The 20,765-nt window shown below is 68.4% G+C and carries 18 protein-coding genes; 14 read left to right on the forward strand and 4 right to left on the reverse strand.

Going from position 1 to position 20,765, the window contains the following annotated elements:
* Positions 1 to 176 precede the first annotated feature (176 nt).
* The 8 genes from U5640_RS12555 (at position 177) to U5640_RS12590 (ending at position 8,677) form a co-directional block, all read left to right on the forward strand.
* Positions 177 to 602, forward strand: a complete 426-nt coding sequence (locus U5640_RS12555; protein ID WP_340375904.1) for an ATP-binding protein — start codon at positions 177 to 179, stop codon at positions 600 to 602.
* Positions 603 to 684: 82 nt separating this feature from the next.
* Positions 685 to 1,749 carry a radical SAM protein gene (locus U5640_RS12560; protein ID WP_340375905.1) on the forward strand — a complete coding sequence of 355 codons (1,065 nt, stop codon included), beginning with the start codon at positions 685 to 687 and terminating at the stop codon, positions 1,747 to 1,749.
* Between the two features lie 38 nt (positions 1,750 to 1,787).
* Complete coding sequence (locus U5640_RS12565; RefSeq protein WP_340375906.1) at positions 1,788 to 2,942, forward strand: enolase C-terminal domain-like protein; 1,155 nt, start codon at positions 1,788 to 1,790, stop codon at positions 2,940 to 2,942.
* Positions 2,943 to 2,956: 14 nt separating this feature from the next.
* Positions 2,957 to 3,667, forward strand: coding sequence for an HAD family hydrolase (locus U5640_RS12570; RefSeq protein WP_340375907.1), 711 nt, complete (start codon positions 2,957 to 2,959; stop codon positions 3,665 to 3,667).
* On the forward strand, positions 3,667 to 4,830 hold the full coding sequence (locus U5640_RS12575; protein WP_340375908.1) for a hypothetical protein: 1,164 nt from the start codon (positions 3,667 to 3,669) through the stop codon (positions 4,828 to 4,830). The genes U5640_RS12570 and U5640_RS12575 overlap by 1 nt, the downstream gene beginning before the upstream one ends.
* A 3-nt stretch (positions 4,831 to 4,833) precedes the next feature.
* Positions 4,834 to 6,975, forward strand: coding sequence for a phosphoketolase (locus tag U5640_RS12580; RefSeq protein ID WP_340375909.1), 2,142 nt, complete (start codon positions 4,834 to 4,836; stop codon positions 6,973 to 6,975).
* Positions 6,972 to 7,841 carry a phytanoyl-CoA dioxygenase family protein gene (locus U5640_RS12585; protein WP_340375910.1) on the forward strand — a complete coding sequence of 290 codons (870 nt, stop codon included), beginning with the start codon at positions 6,972 to 6,974 and terminating at the stop codon, positions 7,839 to 7,841. Before U5640_RS12580 ends, U5640_RS12585 begins: the two co-directional genes overlap by 4 nt.
* A 38-nt stretch (positions 7,842 to 7,879) precedes the next feature.
* Positions 7,880 to 8,677: a methyltransferase domain-containing protein gene (locus U5640_RS12590; RefSeq protein ID WP_340375911.1), complete on the forward strand. Its 798-nt coding sequence runs from the start codon at positions 7,880 to 7,882 to the stop codon at positions 8,675 to 8,677.
* A 212-nt stretch (positions 8,678 to 8,889) separates the two neighbouring features.
* Here the strand turns inward: U5640_RS12590 and U5640_RS12595 are convergent, their stop codons facing one another.
* Positions 8,890 to 9,252: a hypothetical protein gene (locus U5640_RS12595; protein ID WP_340375912.1), complete on the reverse strand. Its 363-nt coding sequence runs from the start codon at positions 9,250 to 9,252 to the stop codon at positions 8,890 to 8,892.
* Between U5640_RS12595 and U5640_RS12600 the strand changes: the two genes are divergently transcribed.
* The 5 genes from U5640_RS12600 to U5640_RS12620 all read left to right on the forward strand — a co-directional run bounded on the left by U5640_RS12600 (position 9,236) and on the right by U5640_RS12620 (position 17,359).
* Positions 9,236 to 9,901: a hypothetical protein gene (locus tag U5640_RS12600; protein ID WP_340375913.1), complete on the forward strand. Its 666-nt coding sequence runs from the start codon at positions 9,236 to 9,238 to the stop codon at positions 9,899 to 9,901. The two genes, U5640_RS12595 and U5640_RS12600, sit on opposite strands and share 17 nt — an antisense overlap.
* A gap of 223 nt (positions 9,902 to 10,124) precedes the next feature.
* Positions 10,125 to 11,024 (forward strand): hypothetical protein, encoded by a 900-nt coding sequence (locus U5640_RS12605; protein ID WP_340375914.1) that lies wholly within the window; start codon positions 10,125 to 10,127, stop codon positions 11,022 to 11,024.
* Between the two features lie 172 nt (positions 11,025 to 11,196).
* Complete coding sequence (locus U5640_RS12610) at positions 11,197 to 13,374, forward strand: hypothetical protein (RefSeq protein ID WP_340375915.1); 2,178 nt, start codon at positions 11,197 to 11,199, stop codon at positions 13,372 to 13,374.
* 44 nt (positions 13,375 to 13,418) lie between these two features.
* Positions 13,419 to 16,778 carry a hypothetical protein gene (locus U5640_RS12615; RefSeq protein ID WP_340375916.1) on the forward strand — a complete coding sequence of 1,120 codons (3,360 nt, stop codon included), beginning with the start codon at positions 13,419 to 13,421 and terminating at the stop codon, positions 16,776 to 16,778.
* Between the two features lie 101 nt (positions 16,779 to 16,879).
* Positions 16,880 to 17,359, forward strand: coding sequence for a hypothetical protein (locus U5640_RS12620; RefSeq protein WP_340375917.1), 480 nt, complete (start codon positions 16,880 to 16,882; stop codon positions 17,357 to 17,359).
* 72 nt (positions 17,360 to 17,431) lie between these two features.
* Here U5640_RS12620 and U5640_RS12625 read toward each other — a convergent pair whose 3' ends face one another.
* The 3 genes from U5640_RS12625 to U5640_RS12635 form a co-directional block, all read right to left on the reverse strand.
* Entirely contained in the window at positions 17,432 to 18,001 is a 570-nt protein-coding gene (locus U5640_RS12625; RefSeq protein ID WP_340375918.1) for a hypothetical protein, read from the reverse strand.
* 39 nt (positions 18,002 to 18,040) lie between these two features.
* The gene (locus U5640_RS12630; protein ID WP_340375919.1) at positions 18,041 to 18,892 is read right to left on the reverse strand and encodes a hypothetical protein; all 852 of its coding nucleotides are present in this window, start codon (positions 18,890 to 18,892) and stop codon (positions 18,041 to 18,043) included.
* 319 nt (positions 18,893 to 19,211) lie between these two features.
* Positions 19,212 to 19,775: a DNA-binding protein gene (locus tag U5640_RS12635; RefSeq protein WP_340375920.1), complete on the reverse strand. Its 564-nt coding sequence runs from the start codon at positions 19,773 to 19,775 to the stop codon at positions 19,212 to 19,214.
* A gap of 629 nt (positions 19,776 to 20,404) precedes the next feature.
* On the opposite strand from U5640_RS12635, the gene U5640_RS12640 reads away from it, so the two are divergent.
* Entirely contained in the window at positions 20,405 to 20,758 is a 354-nt protein-coding gene (locus tag U5640_RS12640) for an SH3 domain-containing protein (protein ID WP_340375921.1), read from the forward strand.
* The last annotated feature ends 7 nt before the right edge of the window (positions 20,759 to 20,765 follow it).

Here is a 20,765-nt window from a genome sequence, read left to right on the forward strand (position 1 = left end):
GTTGAGCACGTTGGTCTGTACGCAACTCCCGTACCCGAGTCGGCGTTCGCCGTCGTTCGACCCTGATCCGGGGCTCGGGGTGGTGGGTTCACCGTCGTGAACACCTCTGCGTGCTGGGGCTCTTACCTTCGGTTACGGTCCGGGCGCTGCCGCTCGGAGAGAGGGTGAGTCCCGCGATGTCCAGCACCGTGATGCGCCACGACTTCCAGGTGGTCTCCGAGGCCGAGTACGTCCCGCTGGCCCGCCGTGAGACGGCCAAGGTCCTTGCCGGCTGGGGCATGTCCGAGGAGGTCGTGGGCACCGCCTGCCTGATCGTCAGCGAGCTGGTGACGAACGTGGTGCAACACGCGGCCGTGCTTTCGCCCACCGCCGCCGTCACCCTCGCTGTCGAGGAGGAGGCTGCGCTGGTGCTGGCCGTCGCGGATGCCCACCCGCTCAAGCCGAAGCCGCTGCCCGCCGCCCACGACCTCGGTGGCCGCGGCCTGTTCCTGGTCGACGCCCTGGTGCGGGAAGTCCACGGCAGAGCCGAGGTCCTCCCGGAGACGGCCACGGGCGGCAAGCGGATCGTCATCCGCCTTCCCCTGGCTCCCATCGCGGCCTGATCCATCCCACAGCACCCGCATCAGACGGCGGCTACAGCGCCGTAGACGACCTGCACCTCCCACCACACGAAGGGAACCGCTGATGCTCGAATCGGTCCGCCAACTTGACCAGGTGGCCCGCGAGTGGAACGTCAACCCCGAGGACGTGCTGCTGATCGCGCTCAACGCCTCCGGCGCCCGCTCCCCGCTGACCAAGCCGCGCATGCGCTTCCGGCTGCGGCTGGACTCCCGCCCCGACACCCCGCTGTTCCTGATCCTCTCGCTGGGCCGTGAGGACTCCCCGTTCGAGCTGGACGAGTACGAGCTGCGGCTGAACGGCGAGAAGGTCGGCGAGGTCGACGGCATCGAGGACGACGACGCGGTGCTGGGCTACTGGCGCAACGGCACGAAGATGCTCACCCTCAACTCCAACGCCCGCAGCCAGTGCACCGGCTGCGTGTTCTGCCCCAACACCCTCGAAGACGCCTCCGACCCGAAGATCAAGGCCCTGGACCTGCCCGGCTACCTCGGCGCTCTCGCGGCGAACTCCGGCATGGAGGACCTGTCGTCGGTGGAGACGGTGACGGTCTGCACCGGCTGCTTCCTCTACGAGCACCTCGCGCTGGACCATCTCGCCGAGGTCCGCGCGGCGATGGGCCAGAACGGCTGCACCGGAACCCTGCACTTCCTGTCCTCGGTGCTGAGCAGCGACGAGGGCATGGACGCCGCCGCTGGTCTGGGCCCGTTCCACCTGACCCTGACCGCGGAGTGCTTCACCGAGCGGCGGCAGATCCTCAAGGAGTCCAAGGCCAAACTCACCCCCGCCGAGATGACCGCCGCCCTGGGCCGGGCCAAGCAGCGGGGCATCACCACCGACTTCACCTACATCGTCGGCCTGGACCCGATCGAGGACGCGATCGAGCACCTGAAGGACTTCGTGCCGGTCACCACCGCCTTCCCCCGGTTCCAGACCTACCAGGCCCACAACGCGTTCATGGACGTCTACCGCACGCCGGGCTCGGACACGATCGAGTGGCACCTGACCATGCGCCGGCACCTGGAGGAACTCTTCGCGCCGACGGGCTTGCGTCCGCAGTGGTGGCAGAACTACCGCAGTCCGTGGTGCTTCACCTTCGCCGGGGAGGAACTGACGGGGGCGAAGATCTGATGACGACCCTCACGGTTCGCGCACCCGCCCAAGCCGGGATGGCCACGAAGACCGTGGTCCGCGCCGTCCGCGCCTGGCAGCTGCCCCCGCAGCCCGCCGGGCTGCCGTCCGAACTGCCCGAGCCGGTTGCCGCCGCGGCAGGTGAGCTGCCGGCGGGCCCGGCCTGGGCCGAGCACCGCACCCGGTTCGCCATCGAGCTGGTCGGCGACGGAGTCTCCGGCTGGCATGCCCCGGTCGCCGAGACCGTCGCGCAGATCATCGCCGACGATCTGGCCGCCGGGCTGATCGGGCACGATGCCGCCGCCCCCCGCTGCCTGGCCTACCGCAAGAAGACCGGGCGGCACCGCAACGGTGCACACGCCCGGCAGGCCGCCTCCGCGGTCGAACTGGCCTGCTGGGACCTGGCCTCCCGGGCCACCGGGCTGAGCGTGACCGGCCTGCTGGGCGGCACCATCCGGCCCAAGGTCCCCGCCTACGCCTCCGCCCTCGGCCTCGACCCGTCCCACGCCTCGGCCCCGGAGGCGGCGGCCTGGATCACCGCGGCGGGATTCTGGGGGCAGAAGTGGCCGCTGCCCAAACCGCTGATCCTGGCCGGTCCGAGGGCGGTCGCGAAGACGCTCGGGCGGTTACGGGAAGCAGCGGGCGAGGGCCGGTTCATGGTCGACGCCCTGGGCCGGTGCCGTCTGGACGAGGCGATGCAGCTGCTGCCCGTCCTGGCCGATCTTCAGGTGACCTTCGCCGAGGAACTCCTGCCGCCCGGCTCCTTCGGCTGGCACCGGCTGCGGGCGGCCGGAACCGGGGTCCCCCTGGCGGCGGGCGAACACGCCGTCGACGAGGCCGAGCAGACCCGGCTGCTGACCGGCGAGGCGGTGGATGTCTGGCAGGTCGATCCGGGCTGGTCGGGCGGGCTGGCTCGCTCGCTGCACACCACCGAGGTCGCCGCGGACCTGGGCATGGCGACCTTCCCGCACGGCGACCGGCTGCCCGCCGCTCTCGCCCTGGCCGGCGCCTGCTGCCGCGACAAGATCCCAGCTATCGAGTGGCACCTGACCCTGGAGCCGCTGCGGCAGCAGATCTACCCCGCCCCCGTCCAGGTCGAGGACGGGATGCTGCCCGTCCGCACCGTCCCGGGCCTTGCCGAGGCCCCCACGCTGCCTGAGAAAGCGGCAGTGCTGGAGGTGACGGGCTCGTGACTCCCCAGCAGCGGTTGCGCCGCACCCTCTGGGAGGGGGTACGTGGCATCTGCTTCGACCTGGGCGGCACCCTGGTACGTCCCGAGTCCGAGCCGACCACCGGGCAGGTCGCCCAGTTGCTGGGCATCTCGCTGGAAGAGGCCCGCGCGGTGATGGAACAGGGAGCGAAACGCCGCCGGATCACTCCCGAGGACCTCGCCCGCGACCTGGCAGCAGCCTTCCGCCGCCCTGCCCTGGTCGGCCCGCTCACCCACGTGCTGGAGCGGGCCCGGCAACGGGCCGCCGAGCCGGAGCTGTTCCCGGATGCGAAACCGGCACTGAACTTGCTGCGCGAGCGGGGCTTCGCACTGTTCGCCCTGACCAACAGCCTCGGATCCTCCATCCCGGCCGAGCCGCCGCAAGCATTCAGGAACTTGCTGGATCGGGTGATCTATTCGGCCGAGACCGGCGCGGTCAAGCCCGAACGCGAAGCCTTCGCCGCCGTCGAACACGCCTCCGGGCTCGGCCCGGATCATCTTCTGCACGTCGGGGACTCGCCCCGGGCGGATGTCGCCGGAGCCGCTGCGGCCGGCTGGTACACCGCCTGGCTGGATCGCCGCATGGCCGGCGGCCCGCTGATGACCTCCGCCCGCACCGTTCGCCTCCACACACTCACCACCCTTCCCCTGCTGCTGCCCGCCGGGCCCGCACCGGCCCCGGCGACGACCTCGGAGGCTTCCCGCTGATGGACCCGACCGGCAAGCACTGCCCGAAAGTGGCCGCCCACGACCCGCTCGTCAGCTCGGTGCCGCTGTTCGACCCCGCGCAGCTCCCGCTGCGCGAGTGGTGCGCCGGCAGCCGCGAGGACGCGGTGACCGGCCTGGTCGCCTTCCCCGACTTCCACAGCCACATCCCCCGGGCGCTGGCGTCCGCCCTGACCCGCGGGGGACTGGTGGGGCTGGCGATCGGCGACGTCGACGGGCTCAAGGGCCACGTCGAACAGGCCAACGCCACCGACCCCGGCTGCTACGGACACCTGGCCGGAAACAAGGTGATGGCCCGCCTCGGCGCCGTCACCCGCACCTGGTTCCACACCCAGCCCTGGGAGGCCGCATGCGCGGCCACCTTCGGCGGGGACGAGGTCATCATCGCCGCCGCCCTGGACGACGCGAACGCCTTCCACCGGGCCGTCACCCAACTACGGGACCGGCTCGCCGACGAGCTGCCGGTACGCGTCTCCTTCGCCCTGGCCTTCGCCTCCGCCGAGCACCTCCCCACCGACCGTGGCGCCGGCGGCTGGAAGCACCACTTCACCGACCAGCTGCTCGCCGCGGTGGACCGCTGCCTGTTCACGCACAAGGCCACCCGCCGTGCCACCGGCGGCGAAGGCGGCATCATCGCCATCACCCAGCCCCCGCTGGCCGGCCACCTCTCTCTGGCCCGGGATCATCGCACCCTGCTGCCGCTGCCTACCGGCGGCGAGACGCTGCACGTGCTCGCCCGCCCGGCCGGCACCGGGACACGCAGCATGCTGCTTCTGCCCTGCGCCGGACCGGCCGGTCTGCGCGGCAAACGGCTGCGGGTGACCTGCCCCGACGGCACAGCCCGCACCGCTGTCGCTGTCTCCGTGTACGGCCAGGCCGCCGTCCCCCACGCAACCGCCGCGACCGACACGATCGAGGGGCCAGGCATCCCGCTCACCCTCCAGCCCGTCCGCGAGAAGTCCACCCGTGGCGTCCCCGACGACCTGGCCGCAGCCCTGGAGAAGGCCCAACTGGACTGGTCGGTACTGCCCGCCCACGAGCAGGCCCAGATGCTCCACCTGATCACCGAATCCGCCACCGCCGACATCCGCACCGCCCGCATCACCGCCGTCATCGACGCGGTCGCCACCCGCACCCAGAGCTGACCCATGGCCTTGACCACCGAACGCGTCGCCGACCCGGCCCCGCCCGGCTTCCCCGACTGGAGCTACGCGGCACGGCAAGCTGCCGAGGCTGTGCCCGACCAGGCCATCAACGCCTGCTGGCGGGCGTTGAACCACCTGTCCGCCGCCCAGCTCTACCTCACGGACAACGCCCGCCTCGCCCGCCCGCTCCGAACGACGGACGTCAAGGAGACTCCCCGCGGGCACTGGGGCGTCTGCCCGCCGGTCAACTACATGCTCGCCCACCTCGGGCCGCTGACCGCCTGGCGGCCCGCGGGGTCCGAACTGCTGGTGCTGCACGGCGCCGGACATGCCGGACCCTCGGCGCTCGCCCACGCCTACCTGGGCGGCAGCCTGCACCTGACCGGGAACGGGCCGGGCTGTTCGATGCCCGAACTGCGTGCCCTGATCACCGGCTTCCCGCACCCGGAGCGGTTCGGCGGGGAGATCACCCCGCTCATCCCCGGCGTCCGGCACACCGGCGGACAGCTCGGCCCCGCCCTCGCCATCGCCCAGGGCATGGTGCTGGACGCCCCGCACCGTCTGGTCGTCCCGCTGATCGGGGACGGCGAGCTGGAGACCGGGGCGACCGCGGCGGCCTGGCTCGCCCGCCGAGCCCTTCACGGCAGCGGAGAGCACGGGGCGGTGCTGCCGGTGGTGCTGGCCAACGGGCTGAAGATGGGCGGCCCCTCCCTGCTGGCCGGCATGAACCAGGACGAGGTACGCGCATATTTCACCGGCCTCGGCTACGAGCCGCTGATCCACGACGGCGCCGACCTGCCCGGCTTCCGCCAGCTGCTGGCCGACGCCCTCACCCAGCAGCGGCCGCTAGGCGAGCCCGCCCGGCAGCCGGTGATCGTGCTGACCATGCCCAAGGGACACACCGGGCCCGAACGGGTGGCCGACCGGCAGATCGCGGGCACCCCGGCCGTCCACAAGACCCCGCTGAAAAGTCCCCGCCACAACGACGCGGAGTTCGCCGCACTGGCGGCCTGGCTCGCCTCCTACCGACCCGCCGAGCTGTTCACCACCCAAGGACGGCCGACCCACCTAGTCCGCCAGGCCCTGCCCGGTCCCCCCGGCGAACCGGGGACGGCACGGCCCTCGGCCCCGCTCGCCTCCCGGCGGCTTCAGTCCTGGCCCGACGTGTCCACAGCTATCCGCGAACGCGCGGCCAGCGGGGCGTTTCGCCTGTTCAGCCCGGACGAGATCGCCTCCAACCGGCTGGTGGTGACGACGGACGATGCGCTGCCGCCCTGGGCGACCGAGATCCTGAATGAGGAGATCTGTCACGGCTGGCTGCAGGGCTACACCGAGACCGGCCGGGACGCGCTGCTGGCCACCTACGAAGCCTTCGCCCCGGTCAACACCAGCCTGCTCGTCCAGCACCTCAAGCACCGGCGGCTGCGCTATCTCACCGGGCAGGGCGGACTGCCCTCGGTCAACTACCTGATCACCTCGCTGGGCTGGCGCAACACCTACACCCACCAAAACCCCGGCCTGGTCTCCTCGATACTGGAGACCGAGGACGGCTTCGTACACGTCTACACCCCCGCGGACGCCACGCGGGCCGCCGCCGTCCTCGCGGCGATGCTGGCCGGGCACGACCGCGTCAACTTCCTGATCACCGACAAGCACCCCGGCCCCGCCTTCCCGCCGGACCCGTTCCGCGACGAGCTCACCGACGGCGCCGCCGTCTGGCCCCACCTGAGCCACCACGGCCGCCCGCACCTCGTCCTCGCCTCGGCCGGGGACGTCCCGGCCCGCGAGCTGACCGCCGCCGCCACGCTGCTGCGCCGGTCGCATCCCGAGATCAAGATCCGCTATCTGCATGTCAACGATCTCGCGGTCCTCGGTCCGGCCCCGCACTGGCCCTACGCTCTTGATGAGAGGACCTTCACCCGCCTGTTCGGCACCGGCACTCCCGTCCTGATGGCCGTCCCCACCCATCCCGCTCCCGTCCGCGCGCTGCTGGCCGCCCGCGGCGAGACCAGCCGGTTCCACGTCGTCGGCTACCGGGAGCCCAGCCGTCCCACTACCCCCGAGGGCCTGCTGGAGCACTGCGGCCTCTCGTCCGCCGCCCTCTCCGCCCAGGCCGCCCTCATGATCAAGGAGCACAGCGGATGACGACCCTCGAAACGGCGTCCCCGCCCGACCCGAAGGTCCTGGACGCCTTCGAACGTGACGGCTTCGTCGTGCTGCGCGACGTGATCACGCCCGAGTGGCGCGAGCAGGCCGCCGCGGCGGCGTTGCGGCTGCTGGCGAGCGACCGCACCCTCGGAAGGGACCGCAGCGTCGACGGCAAGGACGGCTTCCGCGGCATCGTCGCCATGGACGACACCTTCCTGCCGCTGGTCACCAACCCGAAGGTGCTGCCCACCCTCGTCGCGCTGCTGAGCGCGAACCTGCTCCTGATGTCCAGCAACCTGATCTACATGCCGTCCATCCCGCCCGGCGGTACGCGCACCATCCGCGTCCCCGAGCGGCACGGCTGGCACCGCGACATGAGTTCTGCCACCCGCGACCTCGGCACCGATGTTGTCCCGCGCATGTCGATCAAGGTTGCCTACTTCCTCAGCGACCTCACCCCCGACGCCGGCGTCACCATGGTCCTCCCCGGCAGCCACACCGACACCGGACCCGTCACCGTCCCGGCCGGAGCAATCGACCCGCCCGGCGCGATCACCCCCGATGTCGGCCCCTGCGACGCGTTCCTGTTCGAGAACCGCACCTGGCACGCAGGCGGTCTCAACACCTCCGGCCACCCCCGGCTGGCAGTGATGATGCAGTACGGCTACCGCTGGCTCGCCCCCGTCGACGACCCCGCCCCCCAGCTACTACAACGCGGGGATCTGACCGACATCGAGCAGCAGCTGCTCGGCCGCCCCGACCGCAACCCGGACGGCTCCGTTGCTCACGAAGGCGCCGGAGCCGCGGTCCTGCGCGCCTGGTGGCAGCACCTCAACGCGGACCCGGCTCGTTCTCCGGAATGACACCACACACGGCCAACTGAACGCGAAAGACTGACGAGATGACCTACACGCCCGACGAGCTGTTTGCCTCCACCGCCCCCTACTACGCCCGCTACCGACCCGGCTACGACCAGGCTTTCTACGACATGCTGGCCGCGCGCTTTGCCCTGGACGGCACTCAGCGCGTCCTGGACCTGGGCACCGGCACCGGCGTGCTTGCCCTCCCCCTCGCCAAGCTCGTCGGCCACGTCACCGCCGTCGACCCCGAGCCCGGCATGCTCGACGAGGGCCGCAAACTCGCCGCCGAGCAGGACATCACCAACATCGACTGGCGCCAAGGCGACTCCACCACCCTTCCCGGCATGGGCCTGGAACCGGTGCTGCTGACCGTGATGGGGGCCGCCTTCCACTGGATGGACCGCGACCAGACCCTTCGCGATCTCGACCAACTCGTCGAGCCGAACGGGGCCGTCGTCCTCGCCTCCGGCGGAGCCCCCGGCGACCTGGAGCCCGCGCCCTGGCTCCAGGTCATCGCCGACGTCCGCACCCGCTACCTCGGGCCCGAGCGACGGGCCGGGTCGGGGACCTACTCCCACCCCAGGGAACGCCACCAGGACGTGGTGGCCCGCTCCCCGTTCTCCAACGTCGAAACCGCCCGCTGGGACCGCACCGTCATCCGCACCCTGGACGAGGTGATTGGTCTTCAGTTCTCGTACAGCTACTCCAGCCCCGCCCAACTCGGCGCCCAGAAGGACGCCTTCGAACGCGACCTGCGCCAGGCACTCAGCGAGTTCGCCCCCGACGGCGTCTTCGACGAAGTCGTACGCACCGAAGCCATCATCGCGACGCGCCCCTGACAACTGCACGCTACTGCCTGGCTCACTTCCTCGTCATGCGGCCAGGCAGCGGCGAAGCCTTGAGACGCTCCGGGGCTGGACGAGCCGGCCAAGGACTGCGTTCCCGCGTTCAATGGCGCCCTCGCCCCCTGGGCGGCGCGAGCCAGCCGTCCGCGAGTCCACCCACCGGACCCGCAAGGAGCTCGGCGTCGCCGCGTGACGGCCTGCTCTCTTTATTCGCCGGGCGGGCGGAGCGGGATGACGTTGCCGGGGGCAGGCTGGTCCAGGCTGACGGGTCGCCGGAGGGTGAGGACGGCTGCCGCGAGGGCCATCTGCTCCGCCCGATGCCGGGACTCGGCCTCGGCAGCCCGGGAGTCCTTGAGAGCTTCCTTCAGGCGGACGACCTCTTTGCGAAGCCGCCTTTCGACTTCCGGTGTCTGGTGCGTTTCCGTACGCACCTGCGCGTAGAACTCCTCCTTGAGGTCGGCGTGGCGCTTCTGCAGAGCCATGCGGTGCACACCCGCTTCGGCGGCGAGTGCGACCACCGTGAGGCAATCATCAGGGAAGCACAGCTTCGGGATGATCTGGCGCGGCACGCGCAGCGAGATCCGGGCTCTGGAGGCTTTGAACAAGCAGCTCGCCCTGCTGGGCGAGCGCCTGCACGTCGTGTTAGGCGACCACGATAACTACGACGTAATCGACGCGCTGTTGCGCAACGGCCCCGGGGTCCTCTGGATGGGACCGCACCTGGCGCTCCTCCCCCGCTCCAGTCTCGTGCGCGCCGACCAGCACTCCGTCGGCCGGCTGGCAGGGGCCGCGAGTTTCGACCGGTGCGTGCGGATGCCGGGCCTGACGTGGTGGGAGGCTGAGCTGCCCACGGACGAGCAGGCGGCGGGTCTTCTGGACGCCGGGGCAAGTCCTGATGTGGTGCTCGCTCACGAGGCGCTGATGGTCCCGGGGTTGATCCAGCGGCTCGGCGACAGCCACGGCTGGCGCCCCGACGATCTGGCGTACGCGCGCGAGGCGCAGCAGGTGCACACCGCGCAGGTGCTCTCGGTGCTCGATCCGGCCAAGGAGACGCTGTGCGTCGCCGGGCACTACCACTTCCGGCACTCGGAGCAGGCAGTGCTCGATGGGATGCCGGTCCGTCAGGAGATCTTCGACCGGGACGACGCAGCCGATCCGCTGGCGGTGCTCGACCTGGACGACGACGTCCCGCGCTTCGAGGCCGCAGCAATGGGCTGAGCGCGTCTGCTTGCGTGGCATGGCTGCTCTGTCAGCCGCTCAGACGACACCCGATAACCCGAACTCGTCAGTCCAATCCATCGGACGTCGCCATTCAATCCCCTTTCATCCTCGATTCGAATGGCCTATCTAAGATAGGATGCCATCTACGCACCTCATGTATGAGGACTTTTCGACAGAACGAGCAATGACCATTGGGGTTGCAGCGGGAGATGAGAGATTCATGGCGAAACTGTCCTATAAGGTGCCGAGTTCGCTGAACAGGAGCTTCCTCGACCACGAGATCACGCTGAGCAAGGGAGGTTGGGCGGCCAAGCCCTCCCCGATCAAGCAGCTGCTCTTCTTCGGCGGTGGCATCCTCGCCCTGCTGTGGTTCAGCACGTCGACGTTCGTCGCGAGCTCGGGCCCAGTCGCCATCACGTTCTTCGTCCTCTGGGGACTGGCGGCGATCGCCTACTTCGGCGGGCTGATGAGGACGAAGGAGCTGCGCATCATGCGCGTGCCGGCCTTCCTGGCTTACCTGCCGCCGAAGGCCCGTCACGTCTTTACGCGCCGCAGCTCGAACCCCACGGACTTCTACTCGATCGTCGGCATCGACGGGATCGACGAGGACGGGCTGATCCGCTTCTCCGACGGCGGCGAAGGTCGGGCCTATCTGGTCGTCGGCTCGGCGAGCTACTTGCTCTTCGACGAGGACCGGGTCGGGATCCTCGATCGGGTCGACTCTTTCTGGCGCAAGGTCGAGACGGCCTGCGAGCACAGCTTCATCACGACGAAGGAGCCGCAGCGGATCTACCACCAGGTGGCGAACCTGGAACGGCGCAACCAGGCCCTGCAGGTCCGCGATCCCGATCTGATCGAGCTGCAGAACGAGCAATACGACATTCTCACGCAGCACGTGGGCGGGAAGTTCACCTCGATCCACCAGTACCTGCTGCTCAAGGGCAAGAACGCCGACGCACTGCGCAAGGGGCACCAGGTCCTCCAGGCCGAGGTCGGCGGCTCGACTCTGATGATCAAGGAAGCCACGATGCTCGACCGCGAGGAGGCCCTGCCGATGCTCCGGGTCTTCTACCAGGGCATCGACGACGAACTGCTCAGTCTCAAGGCGTCGCTGAACTGACCAGCGCCAGGCCGACCACCACGACAAGGAACGAACGAAGGACAACATGGCGCTGATGACGAAAGTCCGGGCACAGCTCGGCATCCCGGGAAAGAAGCCTGACGAGACGAATGAGACCGCGGAGCTTGTGGTCGATGATCCGCGCGCGGACGGTGCTGCTCAGGCTGAGGGCGTGCAGGACGCTGCGCCGGCGGACGGCGCAGCCGATGAGGCCGCCGAGCCGAAGAAGAACTGGTGGCAGCGCCGCCGGGAGGTGAAGCACCTCCAGGGCACGTTCGACGCCTACCCTCACCTGCTCGCGCTGAAGCCGAAGGAGAGGTACCTCTTCCGCTCCGACTACTTCGAGGTGGACGGCTCGGTCGCCTGCATCCTGGCGTACTTCCACGACGACGCCGCGCACGACAACTTCGCCGCCTTCTGGGGTATCGACCGGATCCCGGACGGCTTGGACGAGCGGGTCACCGCTGTCGTGCTTGAGCAGGTCAAGCGGATGGATGAGAAGTGGATCGACTCTTATATCAAGCAGTCGGAGAAGCTGGACCGGCTGGATGCGAACGAGCAGGAGGAGACGGGCACGACCTCCTCCAAGCGCAAGGCCGCGAAGATCTCCGGTGACCTCGGGATCACGATCGGCGAGATCCAGGACGGTGCGAGCTACCTCTCGGTGCACAACCGGCTCTTCCTCAAGGCCCCCGATCTGGCGACCCTGGACGACACGATCGACCGGGTCACGCGTTTGTACATCGACCGATTCGGCACGCTGAAGGCTGCGCCCTACGCCGGCGAGCAGCGCCAGGAACTCTCGGGCCTGTGGAAGAACAACGAGAAGAAGAAGGGCAAGGGCTTCCACTTCACCTCGACCGAGCTGGCCGGCTCGTACTCGCTGGTGACCAATGGCCTCAACGACCGAGGCGGCGAGTACGTCGGCTACATGGTCGGCGACGTCAACAACAGCGCCGTGCTCATGGACGTCAACGCCTACGACCACCACGCGATCGTCGCCGACGCCACGCTCAGCGAGTACCTCGACCGCCAGCGGGTGGCCAACATGTGGTGCTCGAAGATCTCTCAGGCGGCGCTGCTGAACAACGGCCAGGTCGTCCACCTCATCCTCGACGGAGCGAACCTCGACAAGCTCGGCCCGAAGTTCGAGCGGCTCACCTCGCGCGTGGACCTGAATCAGGGCGACGTGAACATGTTCGAGATGTTCGGCGAGGAGGAGGACGAGCTGACGGTCTTCTCCGCCCAGATGGAGAAGCTCAAGCTGATGTTCGAGCAGCTCTACGAGACCAGCGACGGAGCGATCGGCTCGATCATCCGCAGCGCCCTCGAAGACACCGCGACCGACTTCTACATCGAGCAGGGCATGTGGCGGCACAACGCCAAGGAGCAGCGTCACCGCCTGCGCGTGGTGAACATCCCGCACACCCAGGTGCCGCGTCTTCAGATGTTCGTCTCCTACTTGGCAACCGCGCACAAGGCGCTGCTGAACTCCAGCAAGACCGACCCGGACCAGCTGCGCGCCTACAACGTGCTCAGGGGCATCGCCAACGCGATGCTGAGCACCAACGGCGACCTGTTCAACAACCACACGGCCTCGGCCGTGGACGGGGTCCGGGATTCGCGGCGCGTGGTCTACGACTTCTCGAGGCTCATGCGCCGCGGCAAGGGCGTGGCGATGGCGCAGCTGGTGAACATCGTCGGCTTCGCCGTCGGCAAGCTGGGGCTCGGCGACACGGTGATCATCCACGGCACCGAGCACATCGACGACCGGGTGAAGAAGTACATCAAGGACCAGTTCGACCATATGTACGAGCGCGGCGGCCGGGTGGTCTACAGCTACAACGACGTCGACACAATGCTGGCCGACAGCGACTTCAACAAGTTCGACGCCGCGGACTACACGCTCTTCGGCCCGATGCGCGACGGCACGGTGGCGGAATACCAGAAGCAGTTGCACCAGCGGATTCCGCCGGACCTCGCCCAGCTCATCACGACCAGGGGCGAGAACCTCACGTACCTGCGCCGGGGCGTCTCCAACGTGGTCTTCCACCTGGACCTGGCACTGGGGATCAACCCCTACCGCGAGGCCCAGCGCAGGCAGGTCCGCCTGGAGGCGGCCAGGGCCGAAGAGGCGGCGCGAATGGACGCGATCATGCACGACAAGCCGGCACCGGGCGCGAACCTCACCAGCATCCAGAAGCACAGCGAGGGCGGCGACGGCGAGGCTGACGCGAGCCAGAGCGACAGGGGCAGGCGCCGCGACGGCAAGAAGAGCCTGCAACTGCCCGAGGACGGCGCAAGGCGGCCAGCGAGGAAGCCCAAGCCGAAGAAGCTGGCCAAGGCATGAACGAGGTCAGCGCTGATACGAAGGCGAGGAGTAAGGGGGAGACGATGAACGGGACGATCACGGCGGTGGCGCGGATGCGTGCCTGGGCCAGCCACGGCGGTGGCGGAGCCCGCCAGGGCAGGCTCGCGCGCGGGCTCGCCCTCGTGCTCCTGGCCGCGCTGTTCGTGCCGGTCTTCATGATGGCGGCCTCTTCGCCGGCGTCCGCGGACGACCAGAAGGAGCGCGACAACTACAGCCTCTACCAGCTGGCTTCGAATGCGAGCTCGTACTTCAGCGAGAAGAACTCGCCGTCGAACGACAAGGGCATGCACGAGAACTGGAAGCCGGTCACGAGCAGTCCTGCTTCGGGTGGTTCCATGCTCGGCTACTCCGACCCGGATTTCAGCCTGGGCAACATCGTGGGCTGGTTCTTCGCTGAGGTCTCGGGGTCCTCGCAGACCGTCACGTACGAGACCCTGGCAGCGAAAGACGACAAGGGCAACGCGAAGTACTCGGGCATGCTCGACTACGCGCACTTCGGGGCGGCGAACGCTGACCTCGGCCTGGACACGATGTCCTCGGGCATCGGCGGCCAGATCGTGAGCGTGATCGGAGGCTCCATCATCTGGGTCCTCTACGCCCTGGCGCTGGCGGTCGGCACGCTGTTCTACGTCATCCTGCAGTTCCTGAAGCTCATCAACCCCTTCATGTGGTTCTACCAGGCGGTCAGGGCGGTCAATCCGACCTTCGCCGACGGGATGACGGGAGGTGACACCGGAGGCGGCGCGCTCTCGGGCCTCCAGCACTGGATCAGTGACTGGTATGGCCTGCTTGTCGATATCTCGTGGCAAGCGCTGGTGCCGATCTTCATCGGCTTCCTGCTCATCGGCCTGGTCATGTTCAAGAAGATGGACCGCGGCTCGGCGATCAAGAAGCTCATCGTGCGCGTCGTCTTCATCGGCGTCGGCCTGCCGCTCATCGGCTCGATGTACACCAGCGTGCTCGACAAGTTCGACAACTCGGTTCTCGGCCAGCATGCCGGCCCGACGCGCGTCGTGCTGAGCACCTACGTCGACTTCGAGGCGTGGATGATGAACGACCGCCTCGGAATCCCGGACCAGGCCACTGTCTCCTGGAACGGCGACCAGGCCAGCTCTGACGCGATGATGTCGGTGCGCACGAGCGCGCTGGCGATCAACAAGCAGTCCCACGGAGCGACGTTCAACGGCATCAGCATCGGCACGAAGGCCAACGACGCCGAGTCGGCCTGGAAGGACGGCACGGTCTCCGTCGGCACCGGCGCGTCGGACGACTTCAAGGCGGTGTTCTCGACCTTCGGGATCATCGGCAAGTACATCGCCAGCAACGAGATCGCAGCTTCCGACTTCGAGTCGGGAATCAAGAGCTCGATCACGCAGCTGGACGAGAGCGCGGATGTCAAGAAGAGCTGGTTCGTCGACAAGGACAGCTACGGCGACGTGGAGGGGTTCGGTGAGGAGAAGGGGCCGAAGCCGGTCGATCACCCGGTGATCTCGACCGACGGCACGGGCCTGACCTCCTCTCGTCCCGGCAAGGACTCGACGGTTTTCACGACGACCGGGACGAAGAGCAACTGCGGCTTCACGGTTGGCAAGACGCCCTCCTCGTGCAACCTGTCGCCCCTGGCGGCGTACAACTACCTCAACACCGGGTTCAGCCCCAGCTCGCTGGACATGTACAGCTCGAACAACGCCACGTCCGGCTTCACCCGCGAGAACCACATGGCCGTCAGCCAGGTGGGCACGGGGCCGGCGAAGTTCATGTACTGGTCCAACGCAGCCACGGTCCTGGGTTCCATCGTCCTGCTCGGCTTCTGGTACGCCATCGGCATGCTGGCCGGCGCGATCAAGAGGACCTTCGGCCTGGTGGCAGCCGTGCCGTTCGCGACGCTGGGCGCGATGGCCGCGATCGCCAAGGTGATCGTCTACTCCATGGCGCTGATCCTCGAGGTCCTCGTCACGCTGTTCATCTACCAGTTCGTCGGAGAGTTCCTGATCTCGGTCCCGGACATCATGGCCGGGCCCGTGTCGAGCTTCATGAGCCCGGGCGGCCTGTGGGGCAGCGCTGCGCTCGGCGGGATCATCGTAGTGATCCTGACGTTCATCTCGTCGTTGCTGATCATGGGCATCACCTTCGCTCTGCTACGGGTCCGCAAGACGGTGCTGCAGGCGATGGACGAGGTGGTCACCAAGCTCGTGGACAAGTTCCTGGAGACCAACACCGCGCCGAAGCCGGACAAGGGCGGGCTGATGCCTGCTCTGGCCGCAGGTGCAGGGGCCGGCGCGGGTATGGCCATGGGCAACAAGCTCGCCAACGGGTTCAACAGCAAAACCAGCGGCCCAGCGTCTCCGAGCACGGGCAAGCCCGCGGGCAAGACCGAGTCGACGAACGCCGGCGGCACGAACGGCGACGCCACGGCGCTGCCCACGGGCAAGGAGGCGCTGGCCCTGGAGGGCGACGGAGAGGGTGACTCGGGCGATCCGAACAGCCCAGCGCTGGACGGCGGTCCTGGTGGCGGTGGCCCCGGCGGCGGCGACGCCAAGGCTCTGCCGGGCGGCAGCGGTCCTGCTGGTGCCCTGGGCGCGTCTGACCAGGGCGACGGCCCCGACGACAAGGGCGGTCCGCTGCAGCTGACGAGTGGCGGAGCGGGCAGCTCGCACTCGGACAAGCAGACGGCACAGAATCTGAGCAACCAGGGCGGCCTGTCGAACCTCGGGTACACCTCGGACGGCAACAAGGTCATCCCCGGCGAAGTTCTGGCCTCGCACACGGAGCCGCCGAGCTCGCGCGGTGGCGCTCAGGGGCAGAGCAGCGCCGTCGGCGCTGGTTCTGTCCCGACCAGCCGAGAGGCTGTCGCCGGCCAGACGGGCCCGACGCAGTTCGGCACGGGTGCCCAGGGTGCGCAGAGCCAGCAGGGCAGCAACCAGCAGGCTGCACCGCAGCGCTTCAGCGGCGGCGCTACTCCTGATCTCGTTCCCGTTCGCGCTTCCGGGCAGCCGGCCGCACCGAGCACGCGTCCGACGCGCTCCGCTCAGGACACCCCGACTCCGAGGCAGTTGGGCGCCGGAACGTCGGCTCCTCGTCCCGTGGCCGCTCCGGTTTCGGGTCAGACTCCGGCTGCGCCTGGTGCGCGGACTCCGGCCCGGACGCAGGCAGCGCGTCAGCCGAGTTCGATCCAGGCGTCGACGCCGACACCGCGCCAGACGCCCGCCCCGCGGGCTCAGGCTCCGCGGCCGTCGGCTCCTGCACCGGCTCCTTCGCCGCGGCAGGCTCCGGTTCCGCGCCGGGTTGCCGAGCCAGCCCCTCAGAGCGTGGAGACTCCCGAGCCGCAGCAGCGGCCGGCCGGTGGTCTTCGCCGGCGCCGGCGCGAGAAGCCGCAGGACTGATCAGGCGAGCGTGGAGGGCTGCCGCACCCGGTGAGGACGACCATTGCGATCGTCCTCACCGGGTGCGTCGTCTTTTGCGCGGCAGGAGGAGAAGGAAGAACATGAGGCTCGGATCGAGGCTTCGCGGCGAGTTCCCGCGCGGCTGGTGTCGCTCGGCGCGATGGTGGATCACCGGGATCCGCGACATGGCATTGAGCACTGCGGCGGCCGTGGCCACCGTGGTGCTCGTCGGCGAGATGAAGCGCGCTTTGCGGCATCGCGACGAGCCGCGGACTCTGGCGCGCCTGTCCGGCACGTTCGAGGGGTACGTGGCCAGCCTCTTGGTCAACAGCGCAGGCTTGGTCGTTCTGGTCACCATGGCGATCGAGGACGGTCTGCCTGTGGTGCTGACGGCGTTGCTGGCTGGGTGGTGTCTGCTCAACATCGCCATCAGTGCCGCGGTGTTCGTCGTGGTGGCCCGGTCGAGGATCCGGCAGCCGGCAGCGTGGGCTGAGCTGGATTTCGTCGAGCAGCACGCGCCGAAGTACGGTCGGCCACCTGAGACGATTGAGGAGTACCGGGCGCAGCAGCTCCAGGAGTAGGTGTCAGAGAAAAGACAGAACCCCGTGGACATCATGTCCACGGGGTTCTGTGCTGCCTGGGTGGTGCGGCAATCAGCTCTGCTGGTTGCAGTCCTTGGCCATCAAGGCCTTCGCCTGGTCGCTGCCTGCGGGGATGAGCTGTACCTGGTCGATCGAATAGGCGAAGGTGTACCCGAGCGTGATCATGCTGTCCGACATCGAGATCGAGCCGGATCCCGGATCAGTGCCTGTCTGGTCGGAACCGTTGACGTCGTCCCAGAGCACACTGGTCCGGCCGTCGTTGATCGTGCCGGTCGAGAGAACCTGGTACTGACCCTTGTCGGTCGTGCCGTCCTTGACGATCGAGCCGTGCTTGATGTCGTCGAGGGCCTTCGTGGTCAGCTGGCACTGCTGATCACCAGCGGTGACGTTGATGTACGTGATCTTGTGGCCGTCGATGGCAGCGATGCCGCCGCGCGCCCCGTCGGTGATGGAGATGTAGGCACCGTCGAAGCTGGAGGCCTGGCTGCTGCTGGGGCTCTGCGAGGAAGCGGCATCGCTGCTCCCGCTGCAAGCGGTGAGCATGAGAGCACCCGCGGCCAGGGCCGCGGCGGACACGGCGATCCTGGTCCGCGTCGCACGTGCGGTCCTGGTGAAGTTCATGGTGTTCTTCCTTCATTCGTTCTGGACAGTCGGTTTGGTTCAGCTCTGCGGAGGCTGGACCGGCGGCATGCTCGGCATCGGCGGAACCGCAGAGGCCTCACGCGGCGGCAGCAGGATGAGGATGGCCGTAGCCAGCATCACGACCGACAGCAGGGACAGAAGTACCAGCCCGCCCCCGACGGACACGCCGTCGGTGCCGCTGACGGAGCCCATGGTCCCGAAGCCGTCGATCATGCCGATCAGGCCGGCGACGATGCCCACGACTCCGGCGGTGATGCGGGACCAGTTCGCCTTGCGGATGACTGCCACGACAGAGGCAGCGATGGCCGCGAGCATGATGAAGAGCAGGAAGCCGCCCTCGCCGCCGGCCTCGTCGCTGAAGTAATTGACCGAGAAGCCCATGGCTGAAGCAACCGGCATGAACAGCGAGATGATCGCCAGGAACGCCGCGGCGGGAAGGATGAAGGTGGCCATCCCCCTCAGCTTGGCCAGTCCCGCACGCGAGGTGCTCTGCTGCATCGAGCGCGTGGCGCTCTGCGCGGCGGGGGCAACGCGGTTGCTGAGGAACTCCTTGGCTCCAGAGTTCTCGACGGCCGGCGCGACCTTGGTGTTGAAGAAGTCCCGGGCACCGTTGACGACCTGCTTGGCTCCGTCGGCCATCTGTTGCATCGACGGATCACGAGGCCGGCGCTCGGGATCGATCAGTCCGGCCTGAACGGCGGCCTGGCACTCGGACATCGTCGGCTCGCGGTGATGCGTCTGCTGGACCCCGGCGGCCCACTGCTCGGCCGTGACAACGGGCGGAACCTGCGGTCGCGGCGGCACGGCCTGCGATGCTGTTGCATGGCCCTGTGGCGGCTGCTCGGGTAACTGAGGCTGATCCGCAGTCATGATCGCCCCCGCTTTCCCTCGTTCAGTCCTGCGCGTCCAGGTGGTGCCCTCTTCACAGGGACCAGCGTCTCGGCTCCACAGTTCCACACTGCATCCCGGAGACCCGGATCCCGACCACGCCCAGGAGCCGAAGCCGGCCCCCTTGAGGACCACCTGACCGACTTCCGAGCTTTCTTCTCGTACATCAGCACTTGCGAAGTGCATTCACAAGAGCGCTATTAGTATTGCAGATTGCTGTACCAGATGTACCACCTAACGACAGAAGGCCAGTCAAAGTCGCCTATGCATAGGTGACTTTGACTGGCCAGGACTCAGACTGTCAGGCGTCTTCTCGGAGGTTGTCGAGTCGATGCTCAGTCAGCGCCAGTGCGACTTCGGACTGGTTGAGCGCGTGCTCGCCGTCCTGGATGCGCCACTGAAGACGCTGCACCGGCGGGGCGTCTGCTTCCTGGAGCGCCAGGTCACCGAGCTCGCGCAGCTCCGCGTACGCACCCTGCAGCTGTTCCTCATGGTGCGCCGACCGGACCCTGAGGCGGGCAACCCGCTCTCTCCACCAGTTCACCCGCGACTCGCGGTCGAGCGTGGTCTTTCCCTCAAGCCAGGCGCGGAGCTCGGCCTGGTCGACGTCGCCGGGGAGCCCGGTGGCCAGGGGCCCCTCGGGTTCCGGCATGTCGATGGGAATGTGCGACAGCAGCACCGCGGGGGTCGTGTCGAGCGCGTAGGCGATCGCGACGAGGTCGTCGACGGTCACGGGGCGAGCACATCGCTCCATCTCCGCAAGGGCGTCGGCCGAGATCGGGTGATCGAGCATCCGGAGCACATAGGCCAGCTCGTCGACGCTCAGCTCGCGCAGCTGGCGGTAGTGGGTGATGGCGTCAGACACAGCAAGGGACGTGGGAAGGGACGACGGCATGCATCGATCATAGGCGCGCTCGGCGCGGCCCCCGGGTGGGTTGTCACAAAGTCCTGAGCCGTCGCCACAGAGACGCACGACAGATTCCGGGAGTCGTAGCCTCCGCGTCCCCTCACACCGAAGGCGGGTGCGACAAGAGGCGCAGCTTGGCGAAGAAGCTCAGGTCGGTCTTGCAGTCACAGCCAGCTCTGCACATGTCCCGCACAGTGGCGTTCATTGAGCCGCAGTCGACTAGCCATTGAATAGCAGTCGGACTCATGATTCGATAGGGTGGCAATAGACGTTCGGTTCACTCCATACAAGGCGGGCAATCATGTTCGGGCGCGACTCTTCCGCTGATTGCGGCGCGGTCGTGACCGAGCGTGCCTCCTCGCCGAGTCGAGTGCGAGTCTCCACCGCCGCGTCTCGCGCAGTCTCGCTTCGCCCGATTCCCATGGAGGCCATTCAGGTCGGAGCCGCTGCCGCTGCATCCATCGCCTTGCGGCGCGACGCCATGACGACAACTCAGGCCTCGGTCGCACGCCGGAGGAAGGCCGCATAGAACCGCCGGCGTCTCGCCCCGTCACCCATGTCCCCACCCCATGAATTGAAGGGATCCCATGCGACTTCGTACTCCCGCTCGACTTGCCACCACGGCCATGCTTGCCCTGTCGGTGACCGCCGGCCTGGCCGCGACTACCGCCCCGGCCGCCACTGCGGCCGAGATGCCGTGCAAGCCGCGCGTCTACTACGAGATCAACACCAACGCGGTGAACTTCAGGACGGGGCCGTCGACCGCCTACAAGTCCAAGGGCCTGCTCTACAAGGGCGACTGGGGCAAGAAGGTCGCCACCAAGGGCTCCTGGATCAAGCTCCAGCTCGGCCAGAAGTCCAGGACCGGGCTGGCCAAGAACACCACCGGCTGGGTCGCCAAGAAGTACGCCTACGACTGCGTCCCCATGCAGCTCGACTGATCCGGCC

The sequence above is a fragment of the Streptomyces sp. SS7 genome, assembly GCF_037993025.1.
GTDB lineage: Bacteria > Actinomycetota > Actinomycetes > Streptomycetales > Streptomycetaceae > Streptomyces.